The organism is Clostridium amylolyticum (assembly GCF_900142075.1).
Classification (GTDB): Bacteria; Bacillota; Clostridia; order Clostridiales; family Clostridiaceae; genus Clostridium_AA; species Clostridium_AA amylolyticum.
Window position 1 is genome coordinate 168,886 of record NZ_FQZO01000006.1, and the last position, 22,921, is coordinate 191,806.

Annotated in this window: 21 protein-coding genes; 8 read left to right on the top strand and 13 right to left on the bottom strand. The window is 31.5% G+C overall.

What is annotated here, in order from left to right:
* Window positions 1-12 precede the first annotated feature (12 nt).
* Window positions 13-1,254, bottom strand: a complete 1,242-nt coding sequence (locus BUA82_RS14260) for a M16 family metallopeptidase (RefSeq protein WP_073009613.1) — start codon at window positions 1,252-1,254, stop codon at window positions 13-15.
* Between the two features lie 100 nt (window positions 1,255-1,354).
* On the opposite strand from BUA82_RS14260, the gene BUA82_RS14265 reads away from it, so the two are divergent.
* Entirely contained in the window at window positions 1,355-2,038 is a 684-nt protein-coding gene (locus tag BUA82_RS14265; RefSeq protein WP_073009616.1) for a response regulator transcription factor, read from the top strand.
* Window positions 2,028-3,521 (top strand): sensor histidine kinase, encoded by a 1,494-nt coding sequence (locus BUA82_RS14270; RefSeq protein ID WP_073009618.1) that lies wholly within the window; start codon window positions 2,028-2,030, stop codon window positions 3,519-3,521. The genes BUA82_RS14265 and BUA82_RS14270 overlap by 11 nt, the downstream gene beginning before the upstream one ends.
* A 32-nt stretch (window positions 3,522-3,553) precedes the next feature.
* Here the strand turns inward: BUA82_RS14270 and ymfI are convergent, their stop codons facing one another.
* From ymfI to BUA82_RS14305, 7 genes are all read right to left on the bottom strand, one after another.
* On the bottom strand, window positions 3,554-4,294 hold the full coding sequence (ymfI, locus tag BUA82_RS14275) for an elongation factor P 5-aminopentanone reductase (RefSeq protein WP_073009620.1): 741 nt from the start codon (window positions 4,292-4,294) through the stop codon (window positions 3,554-3,556).
* Between the two features lie 89 nt (window positions 4,295-4,383).
* A complete protein-coding gene (locus BUA82_RS14280) occupies window positions 4,384-5,187 on the bottom strand; it encodes an RnfABCDGE type electron transport complex subunit B (RefSeq protein WP_073009622.1) in 804 nt (267 codons plus the stop codon).
* Window positions 5,188-5,199: 12 nt separating this feature from the next.
* Window positions 5,200-5,778, bottom strand: coding sequence for an electron transport complex subunit RsxA (gene rsxA / locus BUA82_RS14285; protein WP_073009624.1), 579 nt, complete (start codon window positions 5,776-5,778; stop codon window positions 5,200-5,202).
* A 23-nt stretch (window positions 5,779-5,801) separates the two neighbouring features.
* The gene (gene rsxE / locus BUA82_RS14290) at window positions 5,802-6,491 is read right to left on the bottom strand and encodes an electron transport complex subunit RsxE (protein WP_073009626.1); all 690 of its coding nucleotides are present in this window, start codon (window positions 6,489-6,491) and stop codon (window positions 5,802-5,804) included.
* A gap of 9 nt (window positions 6,492-6,500) precedes the next feature.
* Complete coding sequence (locus BUA82_RS14295; RefSeq protein ID WP_073009628.1) at window positions 6,501-7,481, bottom strand: RnfABCDGE type electron transport complex subunit G; 981 nt, start codon at window positions 7,479-7,481, stop codon at window positions 6,501-6,503.
* Between the two features lie 2 nt (window positions 7,482-7,483).
* On the bottom strand, window positions 7,484-8,395 hold the full coding sequence (locus tag BUA82_RS14300; protein WP_073009630.1) for an RnfABCDGE type electron transport complex subunit D: 912 nt from the start codon (window positions 8,393-8,395) through the stop codon (window positions 7,484-7,486).
* A 25-nt stretch (window positions 8,396-8,420) separates the two neighbouring features.
* Window positions 8,421-9,665 (bottom strand): 4Fe-4S dicluster domain-containing protein, encoded by a 1,245-nt coding sequence (locus BUA82_RS14305; protein ID WP_073009632.1) that lies wholly within the window; start codon window positions 9,663-9,665, stop codon window positions 8,421-8,423.
* Between the two features lie 476 nt (window positions 9,666-10,141).
* On the opposite strand from BUA82_RS14305, the gene BUA82_RS14310 reads away from it, so the two are divergent.
* The gene (locus BUA82_RS14310; protein WP_073009634.1) at window positions 10,142-12,046 is read left to right on the top strand and encodes an NAD(+) synthase; all 1,905 of its coding nucleotides are present in this window, start codon (window positions 10,142-10,144) and stop codon (window positions 12,044-12,046) included.
* A gap of 184 nt (window positions 12,047-12,230) precedes the next feature.
* Here the strand turns inward: BUA82_RS14310 and BUA82_RS14315 are convergent, their stop codons facing one another.
* The 3 genes from BUA82_RS14315 to BUA82_RS14325 form a co-directional block, all read right to left on the bottom strand.
* The gene (locus BUA82_RS14315; protein WP_073009636.1) at window positions 12,231-12,653 is read right to left on the bottom strand and encodes a YaaR family protein; all 423 of its coding nucleotides are present in this window, start codon (window positions 12,651-12,653) and stop codon (window positions 12,231-12,233) included.
* Window positions 12,654-12,678: 25 nt separating this feature from the next.
* Window positions 12,679-13,509 carry a ComEC/Rec2 family competence protein gene (locus tag BUA82_RS14320; protein ID WP_073009638.1) on the bottom strand — a complete coding sequence of 277 codons (831 nt, stop codon included), beginning with the start codon at window positions 13,507-13,509 and terminating at the stop codon, window positions 12,679-12,681.
* A 66-nt stretch (window positions 13,510-13,575) separates the two neighbouring features.
* Entirely contained in the window at window positions 13,576-14,073 is a 498-nt protein-coding gene (locus tag BUA82_RS14325) for a gamma carbonic anhydrase family protein (protein WP_073009641.1), read from the bottom strand.
* Window positions 14,074-14,269: 196 nt separating this feature from the next.
* On the opposite strand from BUA82_RS14325, the gene BUA82_RS14330 reads away from it, so the two are divergent.
* Entirely contained in the window at window positions 14,270-17,290 is a 3,021-nt protein-coding gene (locus BUA82_RS14330) for a vitamin B12-dependent ribonucleotide reductase (RefSeq protein WP_073009644.1), read from the top strand.
* A gap of 283 nt (window positions 17,291-17,573) precedes the next feature.
* A complete protein-coding gene (locus tag BUA82_RS14335) occupies window positions 17,574-18,581 on the top strand; it encodes a CehA/McbA family metallohydrolase (protein ID WP_073009646.1) in 1,008 nt (335 codons plus the stop codon).
* Between the two features lie 24 nt (window positions 18,582-18,605).
* On the opposite strand, the gene BUA82_RS14340 is transcribed toward BUA82_RS14335, so the two are convergent.
* The gene (locus BUA82_RS14340) at window positions 18,606-18,923 is read right to left on the bottom strand and encodes a hypothetical protein (protein ID WP_083599953.1); all 318 of its coding nucleotides are present in this window, start codon (window positions 18,921-18,923) and stop codon (window positions 18,606-18,608) included.
* 255 nt (window positions 18,924-19,178) lie between these two features.
* Here BUA82_RS14340 and BUA82_RS14345 point away from each other — a divergent pair, with 255 nt between their 5' ends.
* The 3 genes from BUA82_RS14345 (at window position 19,179) to BUA82_RS14355 (ending at window position 20,963) form a co-directional block, all read left to right on the top strand.
* Window positions 19,179-19,646, top strand: coding sequence for an Lrp/AsnC ligand binding domain-containing protein (locus BUA82_RS14345; protein ID WP_073009651.1), 468 nt, complete (start codon window positions 19,179-19,181; stop codon window positions 19,644-19,646).
* A gap of 215 nt (window positions 19,647-19,861) precedes the next feature.
* The gene (locus BUA82_RS14350) at window positions 19,862-20,068 is read left to right on the top strand and encodes a DUF378 domain-containing protein (RefSeq protein WP_073009654.1); all 207 of its coding nucleotides are present in this window, start codon (window positions 19,862-19,864) and stop codon (window positions 20,066-20,068) included.
* Window positions 20,069-20,180: 112 nt separating this feature from the next.
* Window positions 20,181-20,963 (top strand): putative ABC transporter permease, encoded by a 783-nt coding sequence (locus BUA82_RS14355; RefSeq protein WP_073009657.1) that lies wholly within the window; start codon window positions 20,181-20,183, stop codon window positions 20,961-20,963.
* 29 nt (window positions 20,964-20,992) lie between these two features.
* Here BUA82_RS14355 and BUA82_RS14360 read toward each other — a convergent pair whose 3' ends face one another.
* Window positions 20,993-22,738 carry a phosphoenolpyruvate carboxykinase gene (locus tag BUA82_RS14360; RefSeq protein WP_073009661.1) on the bottom strand — a complete coding sequence of 582 codons (1,746 nt, stop codon included), beginning with the start codon at window positions 22,736-22,738 and terminating at the stop codon, window positions 20,993-20,995.
* Window positions 22,739-22,921 lie beyond the last annotated feature (183 nt).

Below are 22,921 nucleotides of genomic sequence, written 5' to 3' on the forward strand. Positions count from 1 at the left end.
GTATCACCCTTATTATATAGGTTTTAGTATATGAATGGTAGGATCATTAAGCACTACATTAGCAACATCATAAATATGGGAACCCTGCAGGTTTTCTAATCTGTGCATATCTTGTATAAACTCGTAAATATTCTCATCTTCTAGGCATTGATGTAACACATAATTACCTAGGTCAGTAGAATCTTCCAAGGTGGAAACTACAGCAGTCTTATGAACCTTCTTCATTAAATTTACAGTAGTTGTGTTAAATAGTATCTTTTTATTCTTTATACCATCTATACATTTATTTATGGCATTCATAGTTTCTTCAATGTTTTCTTCTGATACTGCAGTATAAATATATAAAGTTTTAACATTTTTACTCATATCTAAAAAGGTATATATGTCATATGCAAGTCCCCTATTTTCTCTCAGCTCTCTAAATAAAATTGAATTTGAACTTTCCCCTAATTTTAAGTTTAGTATCTTCAAAGGTAACTCCATAGACTTAGGAAGCTCATTAAAAGTAAATAAATAGGTTATAGTACTTTGTTCCATATCATTTTTATAGGAAGTTTTAAGTAAACTATTGTTTTTTTCTTTTATAAATTTCTTTTCATCTATGTGTTTTTCTTCCCATTTAGAAAGATACTTACTTAATATATCTATTACCTCTTCATGGTCTAAGGATGATACCACAGTTATAACGCAATTATTGGGACAATAATATTTATTATAAAAATTCAAAAGCATTTCTCTGCTTATACTTAAAACACTTTCTTCTGTCCCTGCCACATCATTTTTTAAGGCACTTACATTAAAGGCTGCTTCATGAGCCTTTTTAAAACTATAATCTTCAATATCATCATTATTGGCTCTTATCTCAGCTACTATAACATTTTTCTCTTTTTCTAGCTCTTCTTTTGTAAAGGTTGAGTTAATAAGCATGTCGGATAATAATTCCACGGATTTTTCTAATTCCTCTTCTAGTGCTGTAACACCATAAACAGTACAAGTATAGTCCGTATACGCATTATAATCTCCCCCTAAAAACTCCAGCTCTTCATTAAGCCTTTCATTATTTCTAGACTTTGTTCCTTTAAACAGCATATGTTCAATTAGGTGACTTACTCCCTTTTCATGTTTATCTTCAAACATCGCCCCTACTTTTAATCCCACATGTATAGAGGCTAGTTTTGTTTCTTTTTTAATAGTTACTACTTTTAAACCATTATTCATGCTGTGATTACACGAGTTAAACATCAATTTATTCATTAACAATCTCCTTTTGAATACAAAAATTATCTATAATATTATATAATTATATAATAACTAATTATAATATAATTAATAGTTTTGGGAAGGGCTTGATAACATGAAAGAAACTATTATGATAGTAGAAGATGAAATTAGAATGAGAATATTATTAAGGGATTATTTAAAAAAAGAAGGTTATAACATAATAGAAGCCACCAATGGTAAGGATGCAGTGGAGTTTTTTGCAAAAAGCCCTGTAGATTTAATTATACTAGATATAATGATGCCTTTACTAGATGGATTTCAAGTATGTGAAAAGATTAGAGAAGTTTCTCTAGTTCCTATTATTTTATTAACCGCTCGCAGCGAAGAAGATGATAAACTATTAGGTTATGAATTAGGAGCTGATGATTATATAACAAAACCTTTTAGTCCTAAAATACTCATGGCAAAGATAAAAGTTATTCTCAAAAGATCCTATAGCTCTAATGCTATCCCTAATATATTAGATATAAAAGGCTTGAAAATAAATAAAACAGCAAAATGTGTGTATGTAGATGATACTTTAATAAATCTTACCCCTAAAGAGTATGAGCTGCTTATATACCTAGTAGATAATAAAGGTATAGCTTTAACTCGTGATTCAATCTTAGATAACGTATGGGGATATGAGTTTTACGGAGACTTAAGAGTAGTGGATACCACCATTAAAAGACTTAGAGAAAAGCTTAAAGATAAAGCTAGTTTAATATCCACCGTAAGGGGCAGCGGATATAGATTTGAGGTGAACAATGAAGAATAGTATAACTAAAAGATTATTTATTATAACCTCCATATCACTTTTAATCTTAATATCTGGAACTATGATATTTCAATCTCTCTACTTTACGCAGTTCTATACGGATAGAAAAATTAAAAATTTGAGAAATAACCTTAATAAATTTAGGGCCTCCTACTCCTTTGATATATCAAATGATTTAGTGCTCTATAAAGCCTTAGAAAACTTTGAAGAGGTAAATAATTCAAAAATTGCTATATATGATTACTCTGGTAAGATTAAATATGTTTCTAACCAGCAAAAAGAAAACACCAAAGTAATTAATTTACTAAATGCATTATTTAATCAGCTTTTTACAAATAAGGCCTATATAGAGTCTATAAAGTCTTCAGATAAAGCTGTGGTTTCTATGCTGCCTTCTAACAGTAATGATGCAGATTATATAGTGGGTATAGCTCCTTTTTCCTTTAATTCAAAAAATGATAGTATAATTGTTACAGTGGCTTCCGTTCAGCCCATAAACGAGGCTTCTGCAGTTATTAAGGAACTATTTATATACATATTTGCTGCAGCTCTGGTTTTAGTAATTATATTATCCCTTATATATAGCAATATGATATCAAAACCATTAGTTAAACTAAATAATCAAGCAAAGGAGCTCAGCTCTTTAAATTTTGATGTAAAATGCGACGATAGTAGAGACGATGAAATTGGCAGTCTAGCTGCTACTCTTAACTTTTTATCAGGAAACTTAAGCGAAGCTTTAATAGAATTAAGACAAAAAAATCAAAACCTTCAGGAAGATATAGAAAAAGAGAGAGCTTTAGAAAAAATGAGGAAAGAATTTATCGCAGCAATATCTCATGACCTTAAAACTCCTATAAGTATAATAAGAGGTTATGCAGAAGGATTAAAGGATAATATTGCCGATGAAAGCAGCAAGAATTTTTATCTAGAAGTTATTTTAGATGAAACACAAAACATTGAAAATTTAATAAAAGATATGTTAGATTTATCCTATCTTGAATCTGGTTATTATAAGCTTAACTATACAAATTTTCAGCTAAATACCTTAATAAATAATTCCATTAACAAATTTAATGATATATTTAAAGAAAAAGAACTTAAAACCCTAGTAAAACTTTGTGGTGATTCTAATATTTATGGTGATAGATTTAGAATAGAACAAGTTATAAATAACTTGCTTTCCAATGCATATAAATATACCCCCACAGGTAATGTGATAAATATAGAAACCTTAGATAAAAATGATAAAATAGAGTTTTCCATAGAAAATCACGGGGTATCTATACCTATAGAAGAAATCAACAGTATCTGGGAGAGATTTTATAAGCTTAATAAATCCAGAAGCCGTTCTGAAGAAAGTGGCACTGGTTTGGGCTTAGCTATAGTTAAAAACATATTACAGCTTCATAACAGTAACTTTGGAGTATATAATACCGAAAAGGGCGTTAAATTTTATTTTGATCTAGAAAAAGAAAAGTAAAGGACTTAGGTTTAATCTAAGCCCTTTACTTCTTATATCATGGCTCCATCTACAGTTATTATCTGTCCGCTTATATAGTTTGCATAATCACTGCACAGAAATAAAACTGCATTAGCTATATCTTTAGTGGTTCCAAACCTACCTAAAGGTATATCTTCCATAAGTTCAGCTTTTTCTTCTTCTGAAAGCCATCCATTCATTTCTGTATCTATTACCCCGGGAGCAATAGCATTCACCCTGATATTAGAAGGACCTAGCTCCTTGGCTAAAGCCTTTGTAAAGCCATTTACTGCAGATTTTGCTCCAGAATAAACCGCTTCACAGGAAGCTCCACAGTTACCCCAAATGGAAGAAATATTTACTATTATTCCTGATTTTCTATAAATCATTTCATTCATTACAGCATGGGTGGTGTTCATAATACCTAATACATCAGTATCTAAAATCTTTTTGATATTTATAATATCCATATCCATAAATAGTCCATTATGAGATACCCCTGCATTATTAATTAAAATATCAATCTTACCGTAGTGCTGTTTTGACTTTTCCATTAGCTCTTTTGCTTGTTGAAAATCTGAAACATCCGCTTTAATGGCTATGGCCGATCTTCCTAGGGCTGTTATTTCCTTTACCACTTCTTCTGCCATTTTTTCATTAGAAACATAATTTATTACCACACTAGCCCCAGCATTAGAAAGTTCTAAGGCTATACCTCTGCCTATTCCTCTAGAGGCTCCTGTTATCACTGCTACTTTATTTTTAAGGTTCATAATTTTCTCCTATTTATCTTCAATAATACAGATTATAGCACTATAAAATATGTACATCAACAAAAAAGACGGCTTACACCGTCTTTTTACTAACTCATTAAGTTCTTTATCGCTTTGGTAGGGCATTTAACCACACAATTTCCGCACTGGGTACATTTATCATAATCTACCTTGGCTATGTTATTCACTACATGTACAGCATCATGAGGGCAGTTCTTTTCACAGATCTTACAGCCTATACATCCCACTGCACAATTTTCTCTAACCTCTTTACCCTTATCTTCTGAATTACAAGCTACTCTAACCTGTTTATCAGCAGGCACTAATTCAATAAGATTTTTAGGACATATGTCCACACAGGCACCACAGGCAGTACATTTACTTTCATCAACTTTTGCTATGCCGTTCACGATATAAAGAGCATCAAATTGACAAACCTTAACACAAGAGCCTAATCCTAAGCATCCATAGGTACATGCCTTCGCACCAGCACCTGGAAGCTTTGAGGCTTCAATACAGTCTAAATTTGAAGAATACTCATATTTATTTTTACTGCTTTGACAATCACCATTGCATTTTACAAAAGCAGATCTTTTTGCTGAAGCTTCTACGCTTATTCCTAGAATTTCTCCTATTTTTTCTGCTACCCCTGCTCCTCCTACGGAACAAGCATTAGCTGGTGCCACTCTATCCACTACTGCTTGAGCATAAGCGTCGCAACCGGCAAATCCACAGCCACCGCAGTTAGCACCAGGCAAAGCTTCTCTCACTAATGGTACTTGTGGGTCCACTTCCACTTCAAACTTTTTGGAAGCATAACCTAAAAGCACTCCAAAAACTAATCCTAATCCTCCTAAACTTAAAGCTGGAAATACTAAAGTAGAAAAATCCATGTTCTTTCCCTCCTAATGTATAAGACCCTGAAAGCCTAAAAATGCAATGGACATAAGCCCTGCGGTAAATAAAGTTATTGGCAGCCCTTTTAGTGGCTGAGGAATAGCATCATTATTATCTGTTTTTTCTCTGATAAATGCTAAAAGTAATATTCCTAAGGTGTATCCTAAAGCTGCACCTACTCCGTTGGTTACAGACTCTAAAAAGGAATAACCTTCCTTCATGTTTAATACCGCCATACCTAATACAGCACAGTTAGTGGTAATAAGAGGCAGGTATATACCTAGTGCTTTATATAGTGCTGGGCTTGTCTTTTTTATTACCATTTCCACAAATTGAACCAAGGCTGCAATAACAAGTACAAAGGCTATTGTTGACATGTATTCAATATGAAGCTTAACTAGTATTCCGTTATAAACTAACCATGACATCATTGAAGCTAGAGTCATAACAAAGGTAACCGCAAGTCCCATTCCTAGCGCTGCATCTTTCTTTTTAGAAACCCCTAAGAATGAACAAATTCCAAGAAATCTTGAAAGTACAAAGTTATTAATAAGCATGGAGCTTATAAATATCGTAAATAATCTCATCCCATTCACCTTCTATGATAAATTTATTTTGCTAAATCAATATTTCCGCATCTGCCGGCACAACCCATGCTGCATTTGCTGCAATCATGATCTAATGTAACATTGGATGCATTACCTTTATTTTTCTTAATGTTAATATAGTTTATTAAAGTCATAAGTGCACCTAAAGTGAAGAATGCACCAGGAGCTAACACCATTATAGAAACTGGTTTATAGGCAGCTGGCATAATTTGTCTTCCTAGTATAGTACCTGCACCTATTATTTCACGAAAAATCCCTACGGAAAATAATGCAGCAGTGAATCCTAAACCCATTCCTATAGCATCAAAGATGGAAGAAACTATGCCATTTTTACTTGCATAAGCTTCTGCTCTTCCTAGGATTACACAGTTAACTACTATAAGTGGTATAAATATTCCTAAAGACTTATATAATGCTGGGACATATCCATGCATAAGCATATCTACCACTGTAACAAAGGCAGCGATAACCACTATATAACCTGGTATTCTTATTTTATCTGGAATTACCTTTCTAAGCGCTGATATTAGAAAGTTTGAAAATATCAAAACCACTGTAGTGGCTAAACCCATACCTAAAGCATTTTTAGCACTAGAAGTTACAGCTAGTGTAGGACACATTGCTAAAACCTGTACAAAAATCGGATTTTCAGTAACTATTCCGTTCTTTATTCTTTCAAAGTTTTTATTCATGTTTTTCACCTAGCCTTTTAAATTTGATTTAAAGTACTCTAAAGCTTTATTTACTGCTTCCATAACCCCTTTAGAACTTAAGGTGGAACCGGAAATAGCTTCTACAGATACTTTATCCTCGGCAGATTTATTAGAGAATCTGCTAGTGAAATCTTCTTCTATTACTACATCTCCAATACCTGGAGTTTCATTGTGATCTAATACCTGAATGCCTGTTACAACTTTCTTATCTATATCAATAGCTGTTGCTACTGTTAAATCGCTGTAAGCACCCTTGCCTTTTGCAGTAATAACATATCCTGATACCTTATCACCTTTCATTACCTTATTTACAGCAATTACAGTATCATTCTTTAACGCTTCAGCTTCCCCTAACTTATCTCCATCTATCTTTAAAGCTTTTAAATTTATAGTTTTGTTATCTTCTTCTGCAGCTTCGCCTTTGATGTTAGTTTTATAAAACTTAATAGCTTCATTAGCACCAGTAGCTACAGCATTAGATGAAATAGTGGCACCGGATATACCTTCCACTTCATTAGGTTGTGCCGCTGAGGTCTTTACTACCTTTAAAGGTTTATCTATAGCTTTATCTTTAAATTTATCTTGGAAAATAGGTTGTTCTATTTTAGATCCTACCCCAGGGGTCTCAGATTGAGCTATAACCTTTATCCCTGTTTGCTTACCTTCTTTGTTAATAGCTACCATCATATCTATATCACCATGAAAGCCTTTAGGTGTAACCTTTAAAACATAGCCAACTAATTCACTTCCGCTATATGCTTCTAATATCTGTTTCACAATGCCTGAAGGTTCCTTAGGGGAATCCTTTATAGTGTCTGCACCAGGCAATATAACCTTTAAATCTTCTTTATTTATTTTTGAATTTTGTGCTATAGACTCCGCTGTAGCATTATTAGCAAGTCCTAAAGTAAGTCCAGCAATAGAAGTTATAATTAATAATATTAAACCGAGCTTAATATTTTCTTTCATTTTTATATTGCCTCCTTAGTCACTTTTGGTATGGTTAAGGATTCAATCATAGGAGCAAATAAATTCATTACAAGTACTGCATAGTAAGCTCCATCAGAATTGTTTCCTATCACCTGAAATACTACTGTAAGTAATCCACAAAATACTCCGAAAATAATTTTCCCTATATTATTTATTGGTGTAGTTGCAAAATCATTAACCATGAAAATTGCCACTAAAAATATGCTACCTGACATTAATCCTCTAATGGCATCTCCAGTGAAAAGACCATCTTTTCCTACTATAAAACTAAACAGTGCCACAGAAGCTAAATAGCTAAGGGTAGCTTTACCGTCTATGATTCCTCTAAATATTAGATACACTCCACCTATTAATAGGGCTAGTATGGAGGCTTCACCAATAGAACCACTAGCATATCCAATAAAAAGGTCTTTTATAGGTGGCACATACTCCGTAGCACTAGCTCCAGACACTGCATCTGCCACTGGCTTAACCATTAATCCTGCCCAAGAAGCAATAATAAATGCTTTTGCTGTAGCAGCTGGATTAACGAAATTTTGTCCTAACCCTCCAAAGAATTGTTTAACTACTATTACTGCAAAGATAGAGCCTACTGCAGGTATCCATATAGGAACAAAGCTTGGCATTATTAAAGCTATAAGTATAGAAGTTATTATGGCGCTGCAATCTTCTAAAGCAAACTTTCCTCTTATGGTCTTATTCCATACAAGTTCAGCTAACACTCCTGCAATAACTGAGGCTAATAATAGCTTAACCGCATCTAATTTATAATAGTAAATTCCTACCCCCACTGCTGGAAGCAATGAAATTAAAACATCCCTCATAATTGATTTTACATCTCTTTTTTTATGAATATGAGGAAAGGATGAAACCTTAAACAACTTATTATCCATTTTCTTTTCCCCCTGATGATTAAGATTATTTAACTATTAGGTTCTTACCTAAGATTATTTTACTAGCTAAATTAATTCTTGAAGGACATACATAAGAGCAAAGTCCACACTCTACGCATAGTTCTCCCTTATATTTCTTAAACTCTTCTGAGTCTTTTAGCTGTGCATATTTTGCCAATTTAACTGGATATAAATTTACTGGACACACCCTTGCACACTCTCCACACCTTATACAGCCTCTTTCTGCTTGGCCTTTTTCATACTTAATAAATGCTATGCTGTCAGTGCCTTGAATTACTGGTACATCAGAACTTATAACTGCTTGTCCAGTTATAACACCATTTTTAACTATTTTATCTACATCTGCTTCATTAATTTTTAAAGCATCTAATATATCTGATACTTTTGTACCTGTTAAAACTTTATAATTGTTTGTGTTCATACTGCAGTCAGTTATAGATATTATTTCTTCTATTACTGGCTCCTTAGATTTAAAACAGTGGTAGATACTTATTAGATCCTTTAAATCTTCTATTATCACTTTATCCTTTTCACAATTACCTAAAGTATCTTGAATCAATAAATTATTCATAAAATTGCTGTAAGCTTGTGATATTACTTTAAAGTTAATATCCTTTTCTATGGATTTTAACTTACTATAATCATAGTTATCTTGCTTATTAAACACAAAAAAAATAGAGGCATTAACAAATATACTTTTTATCATGTTAATAGCTTCCATTATCTCCATGGACTTTTCATTTAGAAGATAAGGTATAACCAATGAGTTTTTATCCCATTTAGCTGCATTTATTATTATATTAGTTATGTTTTCCGGTTTATTAAGCTCATACTTCTTATAAAGCATTTTGCCTTCACCATCTAAAAGTGCATATTTTTTTATAACATCTACGAAATCTTGGTTTAACTCTTTTGGAATATCTTTTTCTAATTTACTATACTGCTTGTCATTTTCCACTACAATAGTAGGAACTTTGAGTCCTTCATTATTAAAGCTGTCCATTACTTTTATTACTTTTCCAGAAACCGTGCTAATAACTGGAGTAGATTTTTCATCTTTTGGTTCTCCTATTACTTGAAAAACCTTAACTTCATCCCCTATCTTAACCGCCGGTGTACAAACGTTTCCATGAGAAGAAACCAAATTGTAGTACATTTCATTTCCTGGTTTAATCTCATAAAGACTGTCTGATATCAGCCTAAATTTTTTTGGTGATTTTATATTACTGAATAGTTCCATAATAGCCATGACAACCTCCTAATCTATTTAAAAAGTTATTAATTACCCTATTCCAATAGTTATATTAACACAGGTGAGTGATTTTTACAATATATTACATAATTTTTAACAAAGTTTCTCCTTATTATTAAGCTTTTAATTATTACATTTAATATTTTACCCATTTGCGGGCTTTACAGAAGGTATATGTAAATAAATGGTGTTAAAAAAATAACCAAATCAATGGTTTTGATTCGGCTTCTCTTTATTTAAATATTTTACTTTTAAAGTTTATTTCTTTTTGATTGAGTATAAAACCAAGCAATCAGCAATAATATCAGTATCACCCATTTAACTACAGTAGGGTTCATTTAAATTCCCTCCTCCACTAAAATACATTTAATTTGTATTTAAATTTAAAATAATAGCACTTTATGGTTTAATTATATTATACTCAAATTATATATTAAATAAATGTTATTACTATAAATTACAGAGGTGATAAAATGAGTTTTATAAGAGTTTCATCTGCCTGTCCAGTAACTAGGGTAGCAGACATAGATTTCAACTTAAATAGTATAAAAGAATGTATTGATATTGCGGAAAAATCAAATTCAAAGGCCATAGTATTTCCCGAGCTTTCTATAACTTCTTATAGCTGCGGAGACTTATTTTCTCAAAGGCAGTTACTGAATAAATCCAAGGATGCTATTAAGTCTCTATGCGAATATAGCCAAGAAAAAGACATACTTATTGCTGTGGGAGCACCTTTTGAACATAATTATGCTTTATATAACTGTGCTTATATTATATTTAACGGCTCCCTGTTAGGTATAATACCTAAGATATATGTTCCTAATTATAGTGAGTTTTATGAAAAAAGATGGTTTGCTCAAGGAAAACCTTTCTACTTTGAAAAAGTTGATTTAGATTTTCAAAAAGGTATCCCCTTTGGAACTAATCTTATTTTTAAATGCAATGAAATTAAACTAGCCTTTGAAGTATGTGAGGATTTATGGGTAACCATTCCTCCTAGCTCATTTTTAGCCCTTATGGGTGCCAATATAATAGGAAACCTTTCAGCCTCCAACGAATTAGTAAGTAAAAGCGACTATAGAAGGAATCTAGTCTCTTCACAAAGCGCTAAAAATTTATCTGCCTACATTTACTCCTCCAGCGGAGTCTACGAATCCACTACAGATTTGGTATTTAGCGGTCATTTGCTAATAGCTGAAAATGGCACTATTCTAGAAGAAAATCATAGGTTTCAAAGAAATAATGAGATTTTAAACTCCATTATAGATATAGATAAATTAAATGCTGAAAGAACTAAAAATGTTAGTTTTAGAGATAGCACTACAATGTTTAATTTAACTCCAGAAATAATAGAGTTTAATTTTAATGATATAACCATAGGAAATTTTGATAGAAAAATTAATAAACATCCTTTTGTACCTTCTAGAGAAGAGGAAAGAAAAAAGAGATGTGAAGAAATATTAAATATACAAAGCTCTGCTTTGGCTAAAAGATTGGAGCATACGGGATTAAAAAAGGTAGTATTAGGAATCTCTGGGGGCCTTGACTCCACCTTAGCTTTGATCGTTGCTGTTAAAACCTTTGAACTCTTGAAGCTTCCTAATGAAAATATATTAACCATAACCATGCCAGGTTTCGGCACTACTGACAGAACCTATAATAATGCCGTGAACCTATGCAAAGAACTAGGTACTGACTTTAGAGAAATAAACATCGTAGATGCCTGTGTACAACACTTTAAGGATATTAACCACGATGCAGATATCCATGATGTAACCTACGAAAATGTTCAGGCTCGTGAAAGAACCCAAATATTAATGGATGTAGCTAATAAAGAAAGTGCTCTTCTCATAGGTACCGGGGATCTTTCTGAACTCGCCTTAGGTTGGTGCACTTATAACGGAGATCATATGTCCATGTATTCAGTTAATTGCTCTGTGCCTAAAACCTTGGTAAGGTACCTAGTTAATTATGCTGCAAAATATACTATGACTCCAGTTATTAGTGATATTTTATTGGATATATTAAATACCCCAGTTAGCCCAGAACTTCTTCCTAAAGATAGTGAGGGAAAAATATCACAAAAAACAGAAGATATAGTGGGTCCCTATGAATTACACGATTTCTTCCTATATTATTTTATCAGACATGGAGCCAGCAACGAAAAAATATTATTCTTGGCAAAACAAGCTTTTAAAGGTGAATATTCCCAGGAAACCATTGAAAAATGGTTTAATAGTTTTATAAAGAGATTCTTCACTCAACAGTTCAAAAGATCAGCCCTGCCTGACGGTCCTAAGATAGGAACCATAAGCCTTTCCCCTAGAGGAGATTGGCGAATGCCTTCCGATGCAAGCTACGAGAGCTTTAAATAATTAAAAATTTAGAATTGAGAATGAAGGAAGAAACTCGAAGAGTTTCGAAGAATATATATACAAATGCCAAAGGCCTCAGCCTTTGGCATTTTTATTTTGCTATATTTGCTATATTGGTAAGTTTTTCTGATGCTTTTTCAGAAAAACTATCCTTCATTTTAAATTCTAAATTCTAAATTCTCAATTATCTATATATATCTACTATCAACCCTTGTATTTCATCAATGGTAGAGGCTATGTTCAAATTTTCTTTTTCTTCTTGTAAAAGGTTTTCCGTAAGTTCTTTTAATTTATTGTCTATGGTTTCTACGGTGATGAAATACTGGGTTTGCCAAAAGCTTATGTCTTTTTTAACATTATACATAAAGGCTAATACATCTTGAAGGTATTCTTTTATAAGATTTTTATATGCTTTTACATCAGCATAGCATTTGGTAATCACCAATCTATTGCCTTTTTTCTTAATTTCCTCTAAAGTCTTTTTTAATTGCTCTTCGTTTTTTCTATCCCTAGCAAAATTAAAGTTTTGAGAGAAATCTTTTTTTGAATCTACCTTTTTTCTATCTGGAATCACAGATGTACCTTTACGTAATGGTGAAATCTCCATTTTACCCCTCCATATTATAAAAAACTTAGGTTTTTAAATTGTATATTTTTATTATCACTTTATCTTCACTAGAGCTGCCATTTTCTATTTTTATAGAACCTAATTTATCTGTTCTTAATATATTTACTCCATGCTTCGTTAATCTTTGACTCACGTTATAACTTGGGCTTCCTATTCCATCGCTAAATATAACAGCAAAATCTGGCTTGGTTGCATTTAAAAGCCTGTTGGTGGTGCCAGTAATAAGTCCATGATGACCTACCTTTAATATATTCACTCTTGGTATATTATAATTTTTAATCAACTCATCTTCCAGCTTTTTTTCTGCATCCGCCATAAATAAATAGCTGATGTCATCTATTTGCCCTAGGATAACTAAGGAATTATTGTTTTCTATGTTTTTATCCCTTTGAGGAGGCACCAAAATTTTTAAGTTCACTTTAGGGCTTTCTAAAAGTGTATTTTTATCTAGTAAAGTATAATTGAAGTCCATCTTTTTTACATAGCTTATAATGTCTTCTTTATGTTCTACATAAGGCAGTATTATTTCTTTTACCTTTACATTTTGTAATATCCTTTTTAATCCACCATAATGATCCTCATGATAATGAGTAATTATAATATTTTCTAATTCTTCAATTCCCTCCATCTTTAGGTGTTTAACAACACTTTCAGATGTCTCTCCGCTTCCAGTATCTATTAAATAATTTTTACTGCCTTTTATCAAGATACAGTCCGCTTGACCTACATCAATAAATTGAACTTCAGGTTTTAGTTCATAACTATAACCATTAAAAAATTTAATAATAATTATTGCTAAGCTCATAACAAAAATTTTCATTATATTTTTTTTCATTTTTATCCCTCCTGCATCAATATATATTATTATCCATGCAGGTGAGAATTATTTGTGTATTTTAGGTTAATAATTTTTAGAGTGCTCACTATAATGATCAGCAGATAGCTGAAGTTTCATAATCTCTTCTTCAGTTAATTCCCTTATTACCTTGGCAGGAGAGCCCATACAAAGCACCCCTGAAGGTATTATCTTGTTCTCAGGCACTAAGGCTCCTGCAGCTATAATGGTGTTACTTCCAATTACTGCTCCATTTAATATAATTGCTCCCATGCCTATTAAAACATTATCTTCTAAGGTACAGCCATGTATTATGGCTCCATGGCCTATGGTTACATTCCTTCCAATTATGGTTTTTCTATCACTATCTACGTGAACCACACAATTATCTTGTATATTTGAATTTTCTCCTATTATTATATCATTTTCGTCACCTCTAAGAACAGCCCCAAACCATATGCTACATTTATTTCCTAAATGTACTCTTCCTATTACCTCTGAATTAGGGGCTATGAAACACTCATTACCAATTTTCGGTTCATAATCTAAAAACTTTCTTAACATATTTTTTCTCCTTTTATAAATTTTGTACCATATAGGCTTAAGAATGAATAAATTAAATCTATATTTAAAATTTTGATATTTTTTATTGTTGAATAAAACTTATAAATACTATATAATTTTTATTACCAATATATAGTGTGTTTTCGAAAACGTCCATACTATATGTAGTGATAATAATTTGTTTGGAGGTAAATAAATGGCCGATATAAATCAGTTGTTTAAAAGATATTATACTAAAGAATTAGAAAAAAACAATTCAAAAACGGTTTATGACTTATTTAAGTGGAAAAAAGTAGATGTACTTCTTAAGGATTATAAAACAGGCAAAGTATTGGTAGATATGAAAGATTTAGAGTTTCCCTCTCATTACTCTCAGAACTCCTGTGATATTATAGCTTCTAAATATTTTAGACGTGCTGGAGTGCCTAGCGCAACAGGTTCTGAAACCAGCATGAAGATGGTAGCTCATCGTTTAGTTAATTTTTGGTGCGAAGCATTAAAGGATGAAGGGCTAATAAAAACAGATGAACAAGCTTCTATTTTCTATGATGAAATGGTGTACGGGCTTTTGGCTCAACTATATGCTCCAAACTCTCCTCAATGGTTTAATACGGGGTTAGCACTTTCTTATGGAATTAAAGGCTCTCCTCAAGGTAATTTTTATTTTGATGAAACCTTAGGCAAAGTAGTTAAATCAGAGGATAATTATAGTAGAACTCAGGCTTCTGCTTGCTTTATAGTTTCAGTAGAAGATAAACTTTTAGGAAATCATTCTATTTCAGAGCAGTTTGTTACTGAAACAAAACTTTTTAAAGGTGGTTCAGGTACTGGTACAAACTTCTCCACTCTAAGAGCAGAAGGTGAAAAGCTTTCTGGTGGTGGAGTTTCCTCTGGATTAATGAGTTTTCTTAAAGGATTTGACAGAAATGCTGGTGCTATAAAATCTGGCGGCACTACTAGAAGAGCTGCAAAAATGGTATGTATAGACATTGATCATCCTGAAATAGAAGAATTTATCACTTGGAAGGCCAATGAAGAAGATAAGGTTAGAGCTTTAATAAAGATGGGTTATGACTCTGATTTTAACGGGGAAGCTTATGCTACGGTTTCTGGGCAAAACAGCAATAACTCCATAAGAATATATGATGATTTTATGCAAAAGGTTTGTGATTTAGGTATAAATCCTGATGCTGAAATAGAGTTAAAAGGTAGAGTGGATGACAAGGTTAATAGAAAGATTAAAGTAAAAGAACTTTGGGATTTAATGAATGTATCTTCCTGGAAGTGTGCAGATCCAGCCCCTCAATTTGATGACACCTTTAATGCATGGCATACATGCCCAGCAGGAGAAGATGGAGTTTTAGGAGCAAAGCATAATAAACTTAACTCTACAAATCCTTGTGGAGAATATGCATTCCTTGATGATACTTCCTGTAACCTATCTTCCATAAATGTATATAACTTTTATGATAATGATAAAAACACCTTTGACATAGAGGGTTTCTTACATATGATTTCTTTAAATCAATTAATGCTGGAAGCTTCTATACAATGGGGTCAATATCCTACTGAGGATATTGCTCGTAAAACTTATTATTTTAGAACCACAGGATTAGGGGTTGCTAATCTTTCTTCCCTTTTAATGGTTATGGGTCATCCCTATGACTCTGATGAGGCTAGAGCCGTAGCAAACTCCTTAACAGGAATATTAACTGGACAATCTTATTATGTTTCATCATTAATGGCTGAAAGCGTAGGTACTTTTGCTAAATATGAAATAAATAAAGAATCTATGTTGAAAGTTATTAGAAACCATTCCAGAGCTGCTGGTTCACTACATTCAAACTTTGAAGGGCTAAATTATAAACCTTATATAGCAGATCATAGCCTTTTAAAAGCTTTGAGTTTAGATGATTTAAGCTCTACCTTAAAATCTGTATGGAAAAAAGCTTTAGACAATGGAACTAAACACGGTTATAGAAACGCTCAAGTATCCGTAATCGCTCCTACAGGAACTATATCCTTCGCTATGGATTGCGGTGCTACTTCCATTGAGCCTTTCTTTAGCCACATAGTTTACAAAAAGCTTGCTGGCGGTGGATTTATGACTTTGGTTAATCCAGTTATTGAATCCTCATTAAAGAATTTAGGTTATAGTGATGAAGAAATATCTGACATAGTAAAATATATAACAAGAACTGAAAAAGTAACAAAAGATGGCTACGAGTTCGAAAAACTAGCTGATGGTAAGCTAGAAGGTGCTCCTCATTTAAAACCAGAGCATTACAGTGTGTTTGATACCGCAAACACTTGCGGAACCGGTAAAAGATATATAGCTCCAGAAGGACATGTTAAAATGGTGGCAGCTATATCCCCTGTTATTTCAGGAGCAATATCAAAGACAGTAAACCTTCCAAAGGAAGCATCCGTGGATGACATTAAGAATATTACCATATTATCTTGGAAGCTAGGCGTAAAAGGTATAACAATTTACAGAGATGGTTGTAAGGCAAGCCAACCATTAAATACCTCTATGGATGAAGCTTCAGAAATGCAGCTAGAAGACTTATCCTATAGTGACTTACTTGGAGCAGCTAAAGAGCTTCAATCAAACCTTACAAACTATAAGAGAAGAGCTAAACCACAAGGTGTAAGATATGGTAATACTCATCCAGCACAAATAGATGATGTTAAAATCTACACCACTGTAAATAGAAATCCTAATGGAGAAATATGCGAAATTTATATCACTACAGATAGAGAAGGTACCATAATAACTGGGCTTCTAAACTCATTGTCCAAATCTATTTCAGTGATGCTTCAGTACCATGTACCTGCTCAAGATATATCTAGAATGCTGAGAGGACAAATGTATGAACCTTATGGTTTTGTGCAAAAGCATCCTTATATAAAATATGTAACTTCAATTTCTGACTTAATAAGTAAGATAATAGACATTGAACTAGGTGACTTTTCAAAGTGCCAGGTAAAGCCTGATGATTATGATATGCAGCAAAAAAGCAAAACTATTGAAACTTCCCTAGTTAATGCAAATACCGCTCCTTCCTCATCACCTATCTTAAAAGAAGATGATGAAACTCAAAAAGGTGAAAGAGTATACGGAAGTGTTTGCCCAACCTGCTCCAGCACTAAAATGGTTCGTAACGGAACCTGTATGCTCTGCCAAGACTGCGGCTCCACCACTGGATGCAGTTAGTTAATTGAGAATTTAGAATCGAGAATTTAAAATTAAGCAGGAAACTCCTAGCGGAGTTTCTAGGAATTTATAAGAAATGCCCAAAGGCTGAAGCCTTTGGGCATTTCTCTTTTTATAAATTATAAGTTTTTCTGATGCTTTTTCGGAAAAACTGTCCTTCATTTTAAATTTTAAATTCTAAATTTTTAATTTGAATTCTATTAGCGTTCAAATTAAATAACCTAAACTAATATAAGAGTTTAATCATATAATGTTATTAATAGCAATTTTAATGAGGTTAAGAGTGGGTAAGCAAAAAACAAAAAATAGAGAAGGAATTAAAATAGAAAATCTAAAACACTTCTATGGTATACCCCATTGTCACACTAATTACTCTACGGGGAAAAGCTCTCCCTTAGAAGCACTGGAATATGCAAAGAATAAAGGCTTGGATTTTATTATAATCACGGATCATAATGATTATCTTGAAGATAAGGTTTATTATAAATCTAATGTATTAACCAAATGGGAAACCTTAAGAAAGTATATAAACTATTATAACAAAAAAAATAAAAACTTCTTAGCCCTGCAAGGCTTTGAAGTTCACACTAATAATCATGGACATATAAATATAATAAATTCTAATTTCTATTTTAAAGGTACCTTAAAAAAAATGCAAAATCTTTTGTTTTGGTTTGTTGCCAATAACGAAAGTTTAGGCGGCTTTAATCACCCAGATAAAAGCATAATAAATACTCAGTATTCAGAAGATGTAAATAACTATATAAAGTATGTTGAAGTAGGCAATGGGATGTTTCCTCAAAAATACAAAAGATATGATAAACTTTATTTTGAATTATTAGATAAAGGCTGGAAATTAGGTGCGATAAATAGCCAAGACAATCATAAATTAAATTATGGAGATAGTGAAAATCTTACTGTGGTGCTTTGTGATGAATTAAATAAGAAAAGTATCCTTGAGGCTTTTAAGCTTTTAAGGGTCTATTCTACGGAATCAAAAAGCTTAAAACTTACTTTTAGCATAAATAATCATATTATGGGAAGTTCTATTCCCTATGATGAAAAGACGGAACTAAATTTTACCATAATAGCTGAAGATAAAATAAATAAAATCGATAAAATTGAAATTATAACTAATGGTAACACTATAATAAAATCCTTAAAGGATATGCATCAAGAGAGAATAAGATATATTTTCAAATTTCCTATTAATAAATCAGAGAAATATTATGTAGTTAAAGTTTATATGAAGGATAAAATTGCATTGACTTCCCCTATTTTTATAGATTAAAACCCCCTATATAGGGGGCTTTTGCTATTTATCTTTGTTTTTAACTCTATTAGGCTTAGCCTTTGGTTTTATCTTTATTTGCTTGTCTTTAATTTTTTGAATTTTAGTAAGGTCTACAAACCACAAAAATAAAAGAACAAAGAACCCTGACTGTATGGATACCCATAAAAGTCCTTGTAATTTTAATAATGAGGGTACTAAAAATACGATAATAGCAAGAGTAAATATTATCCATCTATTAACTTTTAATTTATGTAATACATACACTCTTAAAATAGTATAAAGAATGAATAAAACCACTGAGAACACTATAGTATAAATAACCCACTGCGCTGTACTCAATATTATCTTCCTTTCTTAATAAATTTTATCTATATTAATATTATTTTAATACACACTATTTTTCAAGACAAAGAACTATATAATTAATATTCAAACAATAATTAATTACTGAAGCTTTATAATCCATTATTGAAAAAAAACAAATAAATTAAAAAAATATTATTATTTTGCTAGTAAATCATCATTATTTTTGATAAAATAAAATTATGTAGTGTGAACTTATAATTTATATATTTAAATTAATGAGGTGATATTGTGTCAATAACTCACATTAATCAACTTGACGAACTAGATTTACAGATACTTGATATACTAATTAAAGATTGCAGAACTCCTTACCTAGAAATCGCTAGAATATGCCATGTGAGTGGTGGAACCATTCATGTTAGAATGAAAAAAATGGAGGACTTAGGCATTATTAAAGGTACTAGAATACTTCTAGATTTACCTAAGTTAGGTTATGATGTATGCTGTTTTGTAGGCATATATGTAGATAAGACCTCTTCATTTTCCTATGTAATTGAAGAAATGAAAAACATAAAAGAAATAGTAGAACTTCATTTAACCACAGGCGACTATTCAATTTTTGCAAAAGTAGTATGTAAGAGTATTTCTCATCTTCAAGAGATTCTTATGAATAGTATAAATAATATACAAGGGATTCAAAGAACAGATACCTTTATATCCTTATCACAACCTATAGATAGAAATATTCATCTTTAAAGTATGTACTTTTCAACCTAATTATACTTTACCACTAAGTTTATGTCACGGACATAAACTTTTTTATTTTTAATTATAACATTCCAAAACATACAACTTATAGAAATTACAAGCGCATATTTTTTTTAAAACAGTAAATAATACATCTATAAACCCTTAGATTTAGTTGAATTTTCAAATCAACTTAACAATCTAAAATTATAGGAGGTAGTATAATGAGAACTTTAGATGTAACCGCTTTATTACTTGTGGTAATAGGAGCTATAAACTGGGGACTTATAGGATTTTTTCAATTTGATTTGGTAGCTGCAATTTTTGGAAATATGTCTGCTATCACCAGAGTTGTATATGCTCTTGTAGGAATTGCAGGATTATATGCTATATCCTTCTTTGCAAAAGATCGTTATAGAGATATTGATTAGCCACTAACACAAGCCCTCTTTTTAGAGGGCTTGTTTATTTTTAATAGTAATATTAGAATGTATATAATAGTTACGCTAAGTATATAAAAATTAATTATCAAAGGTGAGTAAGATGTTTTTATCTATAAGTGGATTTTATGTATTTGAACTAATATTACTATTAATGATATATTCTATTTTTGGTTGGATGCTGGAAGTAACTTATGCTTTTTCCAAAAAAGGCACTTTCGTTAATAGAGGCTTTCTCTATGGACCACTGTGCCCTATATATGGTTTTGGAATGTTGTCTTTACTTGTGACCATTCCTTCTGAAAGTAGCATATTATATATTTTTATAGTAGGCATGATGGTAACCTCCTTAGTAGAATATATTACAGGTGCTATATTGGAACACTTCTTTAATACAAAATGGTGGGATTATACCAATAACTTTTTAAATGTTAAGGGCAGAATATGCCTTTCTTTTTCTTTAGCTTGGGGAATTATATCTATTATTGCAATAAAAGTTATACAACCTTTTGTGTATTCAAAAGTAAATATTATTCCTGATAAATATAAAATTATCATTAGCTATACTTTTTTATTTTGTTTCATTATAGATCTTATTCTTACTATAATTTCTTTAAATAAATTTAATGAAATATTTACAGAATTAAGCGAAGTAGAATTAGAACTTAAGAATAAATATGCTTCTTTAGTGGGTAAAGCTATAAATAAATCAGAGGAAATAGAAATAAGTCTTAAAGAACTTAAAGAAAAATACAATAGAATTTTAAATAAGCTTAGCTTTAATCATAGAAGATTAATTAAGGCCTTCCCTGGCATTAAATCCAAAAAATTTAACGCTGTTATAAAAGATATTCAAAATAGAGTTCAGAAAAATAAGAGAGCTTAAGTTAACTTTATAACTTAAGCTCTGTTTTCTTATAAGTTTTTAATAAGCTCAAAGAGCTCTACCGCTGCATTTCTTGGTCCTTCTTTTTCCATATTCTCTAGAGCTAAGCAAGTCATTATCTCTCCTACTTTTATTCCTTTTTCAAAAAACTTATTAAAATATAAATCTAATAGCTTATCTGTTTCTTCTTGCTTCTGATAAGGCCCAAAGGGATTAGCAAAATATGATTTTACCAGGCCTTTTTCAGTGGTGGTGCCTTTTGCTAACCTAGCCCCTTCTCTAAAGGTATTAATAGCCTCCACTGAATTATCAAAGAATCTAATAGCTTTCTCCCCTGGTTTAACCTCTTGAAAATTGTTAGCATATAAAAATAAATCAACATTATATCCCTTAATTATATCTTTATAGGAAGCTACAGGCATTACTAATCTAGCATTGGTCTTATCTGGATTCATAAATATACTCTTGTCAATCTCTTTAAAAGCATAGCCTTGGTCTAAATCATCTAATCTAACAAAAGCGCCTATTTCAGTACCATAGCCTTTAATATTCTCATCTATAACTTTAAGTGTGCCCATGTCGTCAAATACTATGGTCATATCACTGACATATTCTTCACTTAAACTTCTAAAGGCTTCCAGACTTTCTGATTTACCTGCACCACTATCTCCTACTATTACTACATTTGCAGATTTACCATTTTTAAGAATTATATTGACCATAGCTCCGTGTATTGGTAAATGACCCCTTTTAATCATTATCAAATTGTGCAAGGTAAGAGTCATTTTTTTCATGTATCCAAAATAATCTATTTCTTGGCTGTGACTTACATATCCTACCATAATATCATTTTTAACATCATCATAAAATATTGTTTTTAACTCCTCACTATTATCCTTCGCTCCAAAAACATATATAATATCTGGCTTTCTCCCCCTGTACTCCTCTTCTCTTGCTACTTCAAAGAGATTGCATAAGGAAACCCCATGATCCATAAAATCTCTATGAAAATATATATAAGCTAATAATTCTCCTACTTTAATAGGAAAACAAAACCAATGTTCTTTATTTAAAGAACATTCTTTTACAGGATTGTAATTAACTTCGTTAAAATACCCATCTCTTTTGTTCTTTTTTGGATATGTGATGAAAGGTGTTTCTAGGGATATGGTATCAATAAATGGGATACCTTCTAGTATGGAATATTCCATAGGACAAGGCCACACTAGCCTATTTAATAATAAGCTGGCATTACCACCTGCGGGTACCTGTCTATATACTTTAGGTGCATATCCCAGCACATGCTCTTCTATTTTTCTATAAAGATCTAATACCAAAGATGAAAAATTAGTATTAGCTTCTTCAAATCTTACTGAAGTTATGCCTTCTGTTATTTTTGCATTTTCTACAATAGTATATCTCTCTAACTTTCTCCAAAAACTATATACATCTTCTATAAGAACAATTAAGGAATCCTTATTGATTAGTATATTTTTATATTTTTCCTCCATATCCATAATTTCTTCTGCAGTCATTACGGTTAAAAGGTGAAATAATCTAATAATATTTTGAAGCTTTTCACTGTCATCCTTTCCAGGAAACTCTTCAGTAATATATTTATAAACATTAGAATTTCTCTTTTTCCTTTTGTTAATATAAACTGTCATAAGTCTTTGAAAACCTTGAGATCTTAATATTTTTTCCTGACTATCGCAATATTTAGCTGTAAAATTTATCATGGCCTTGTCATTACTAAATGAAAATTCTTTAATCATGAATACCTCCTGATGCAATTTTTGCATTTAAATAATTTCATTATTTATAGTTTTAAGGGTTAATAAATTTATTATATCATATTTTTTGCAATTTCTTTATATGTTTTTAATCAATATCCTCTGTATTTCGTGAATTCTTAATCTTGTAAAGCATAGTATTTCTTCTAAATACATCTCCATAAA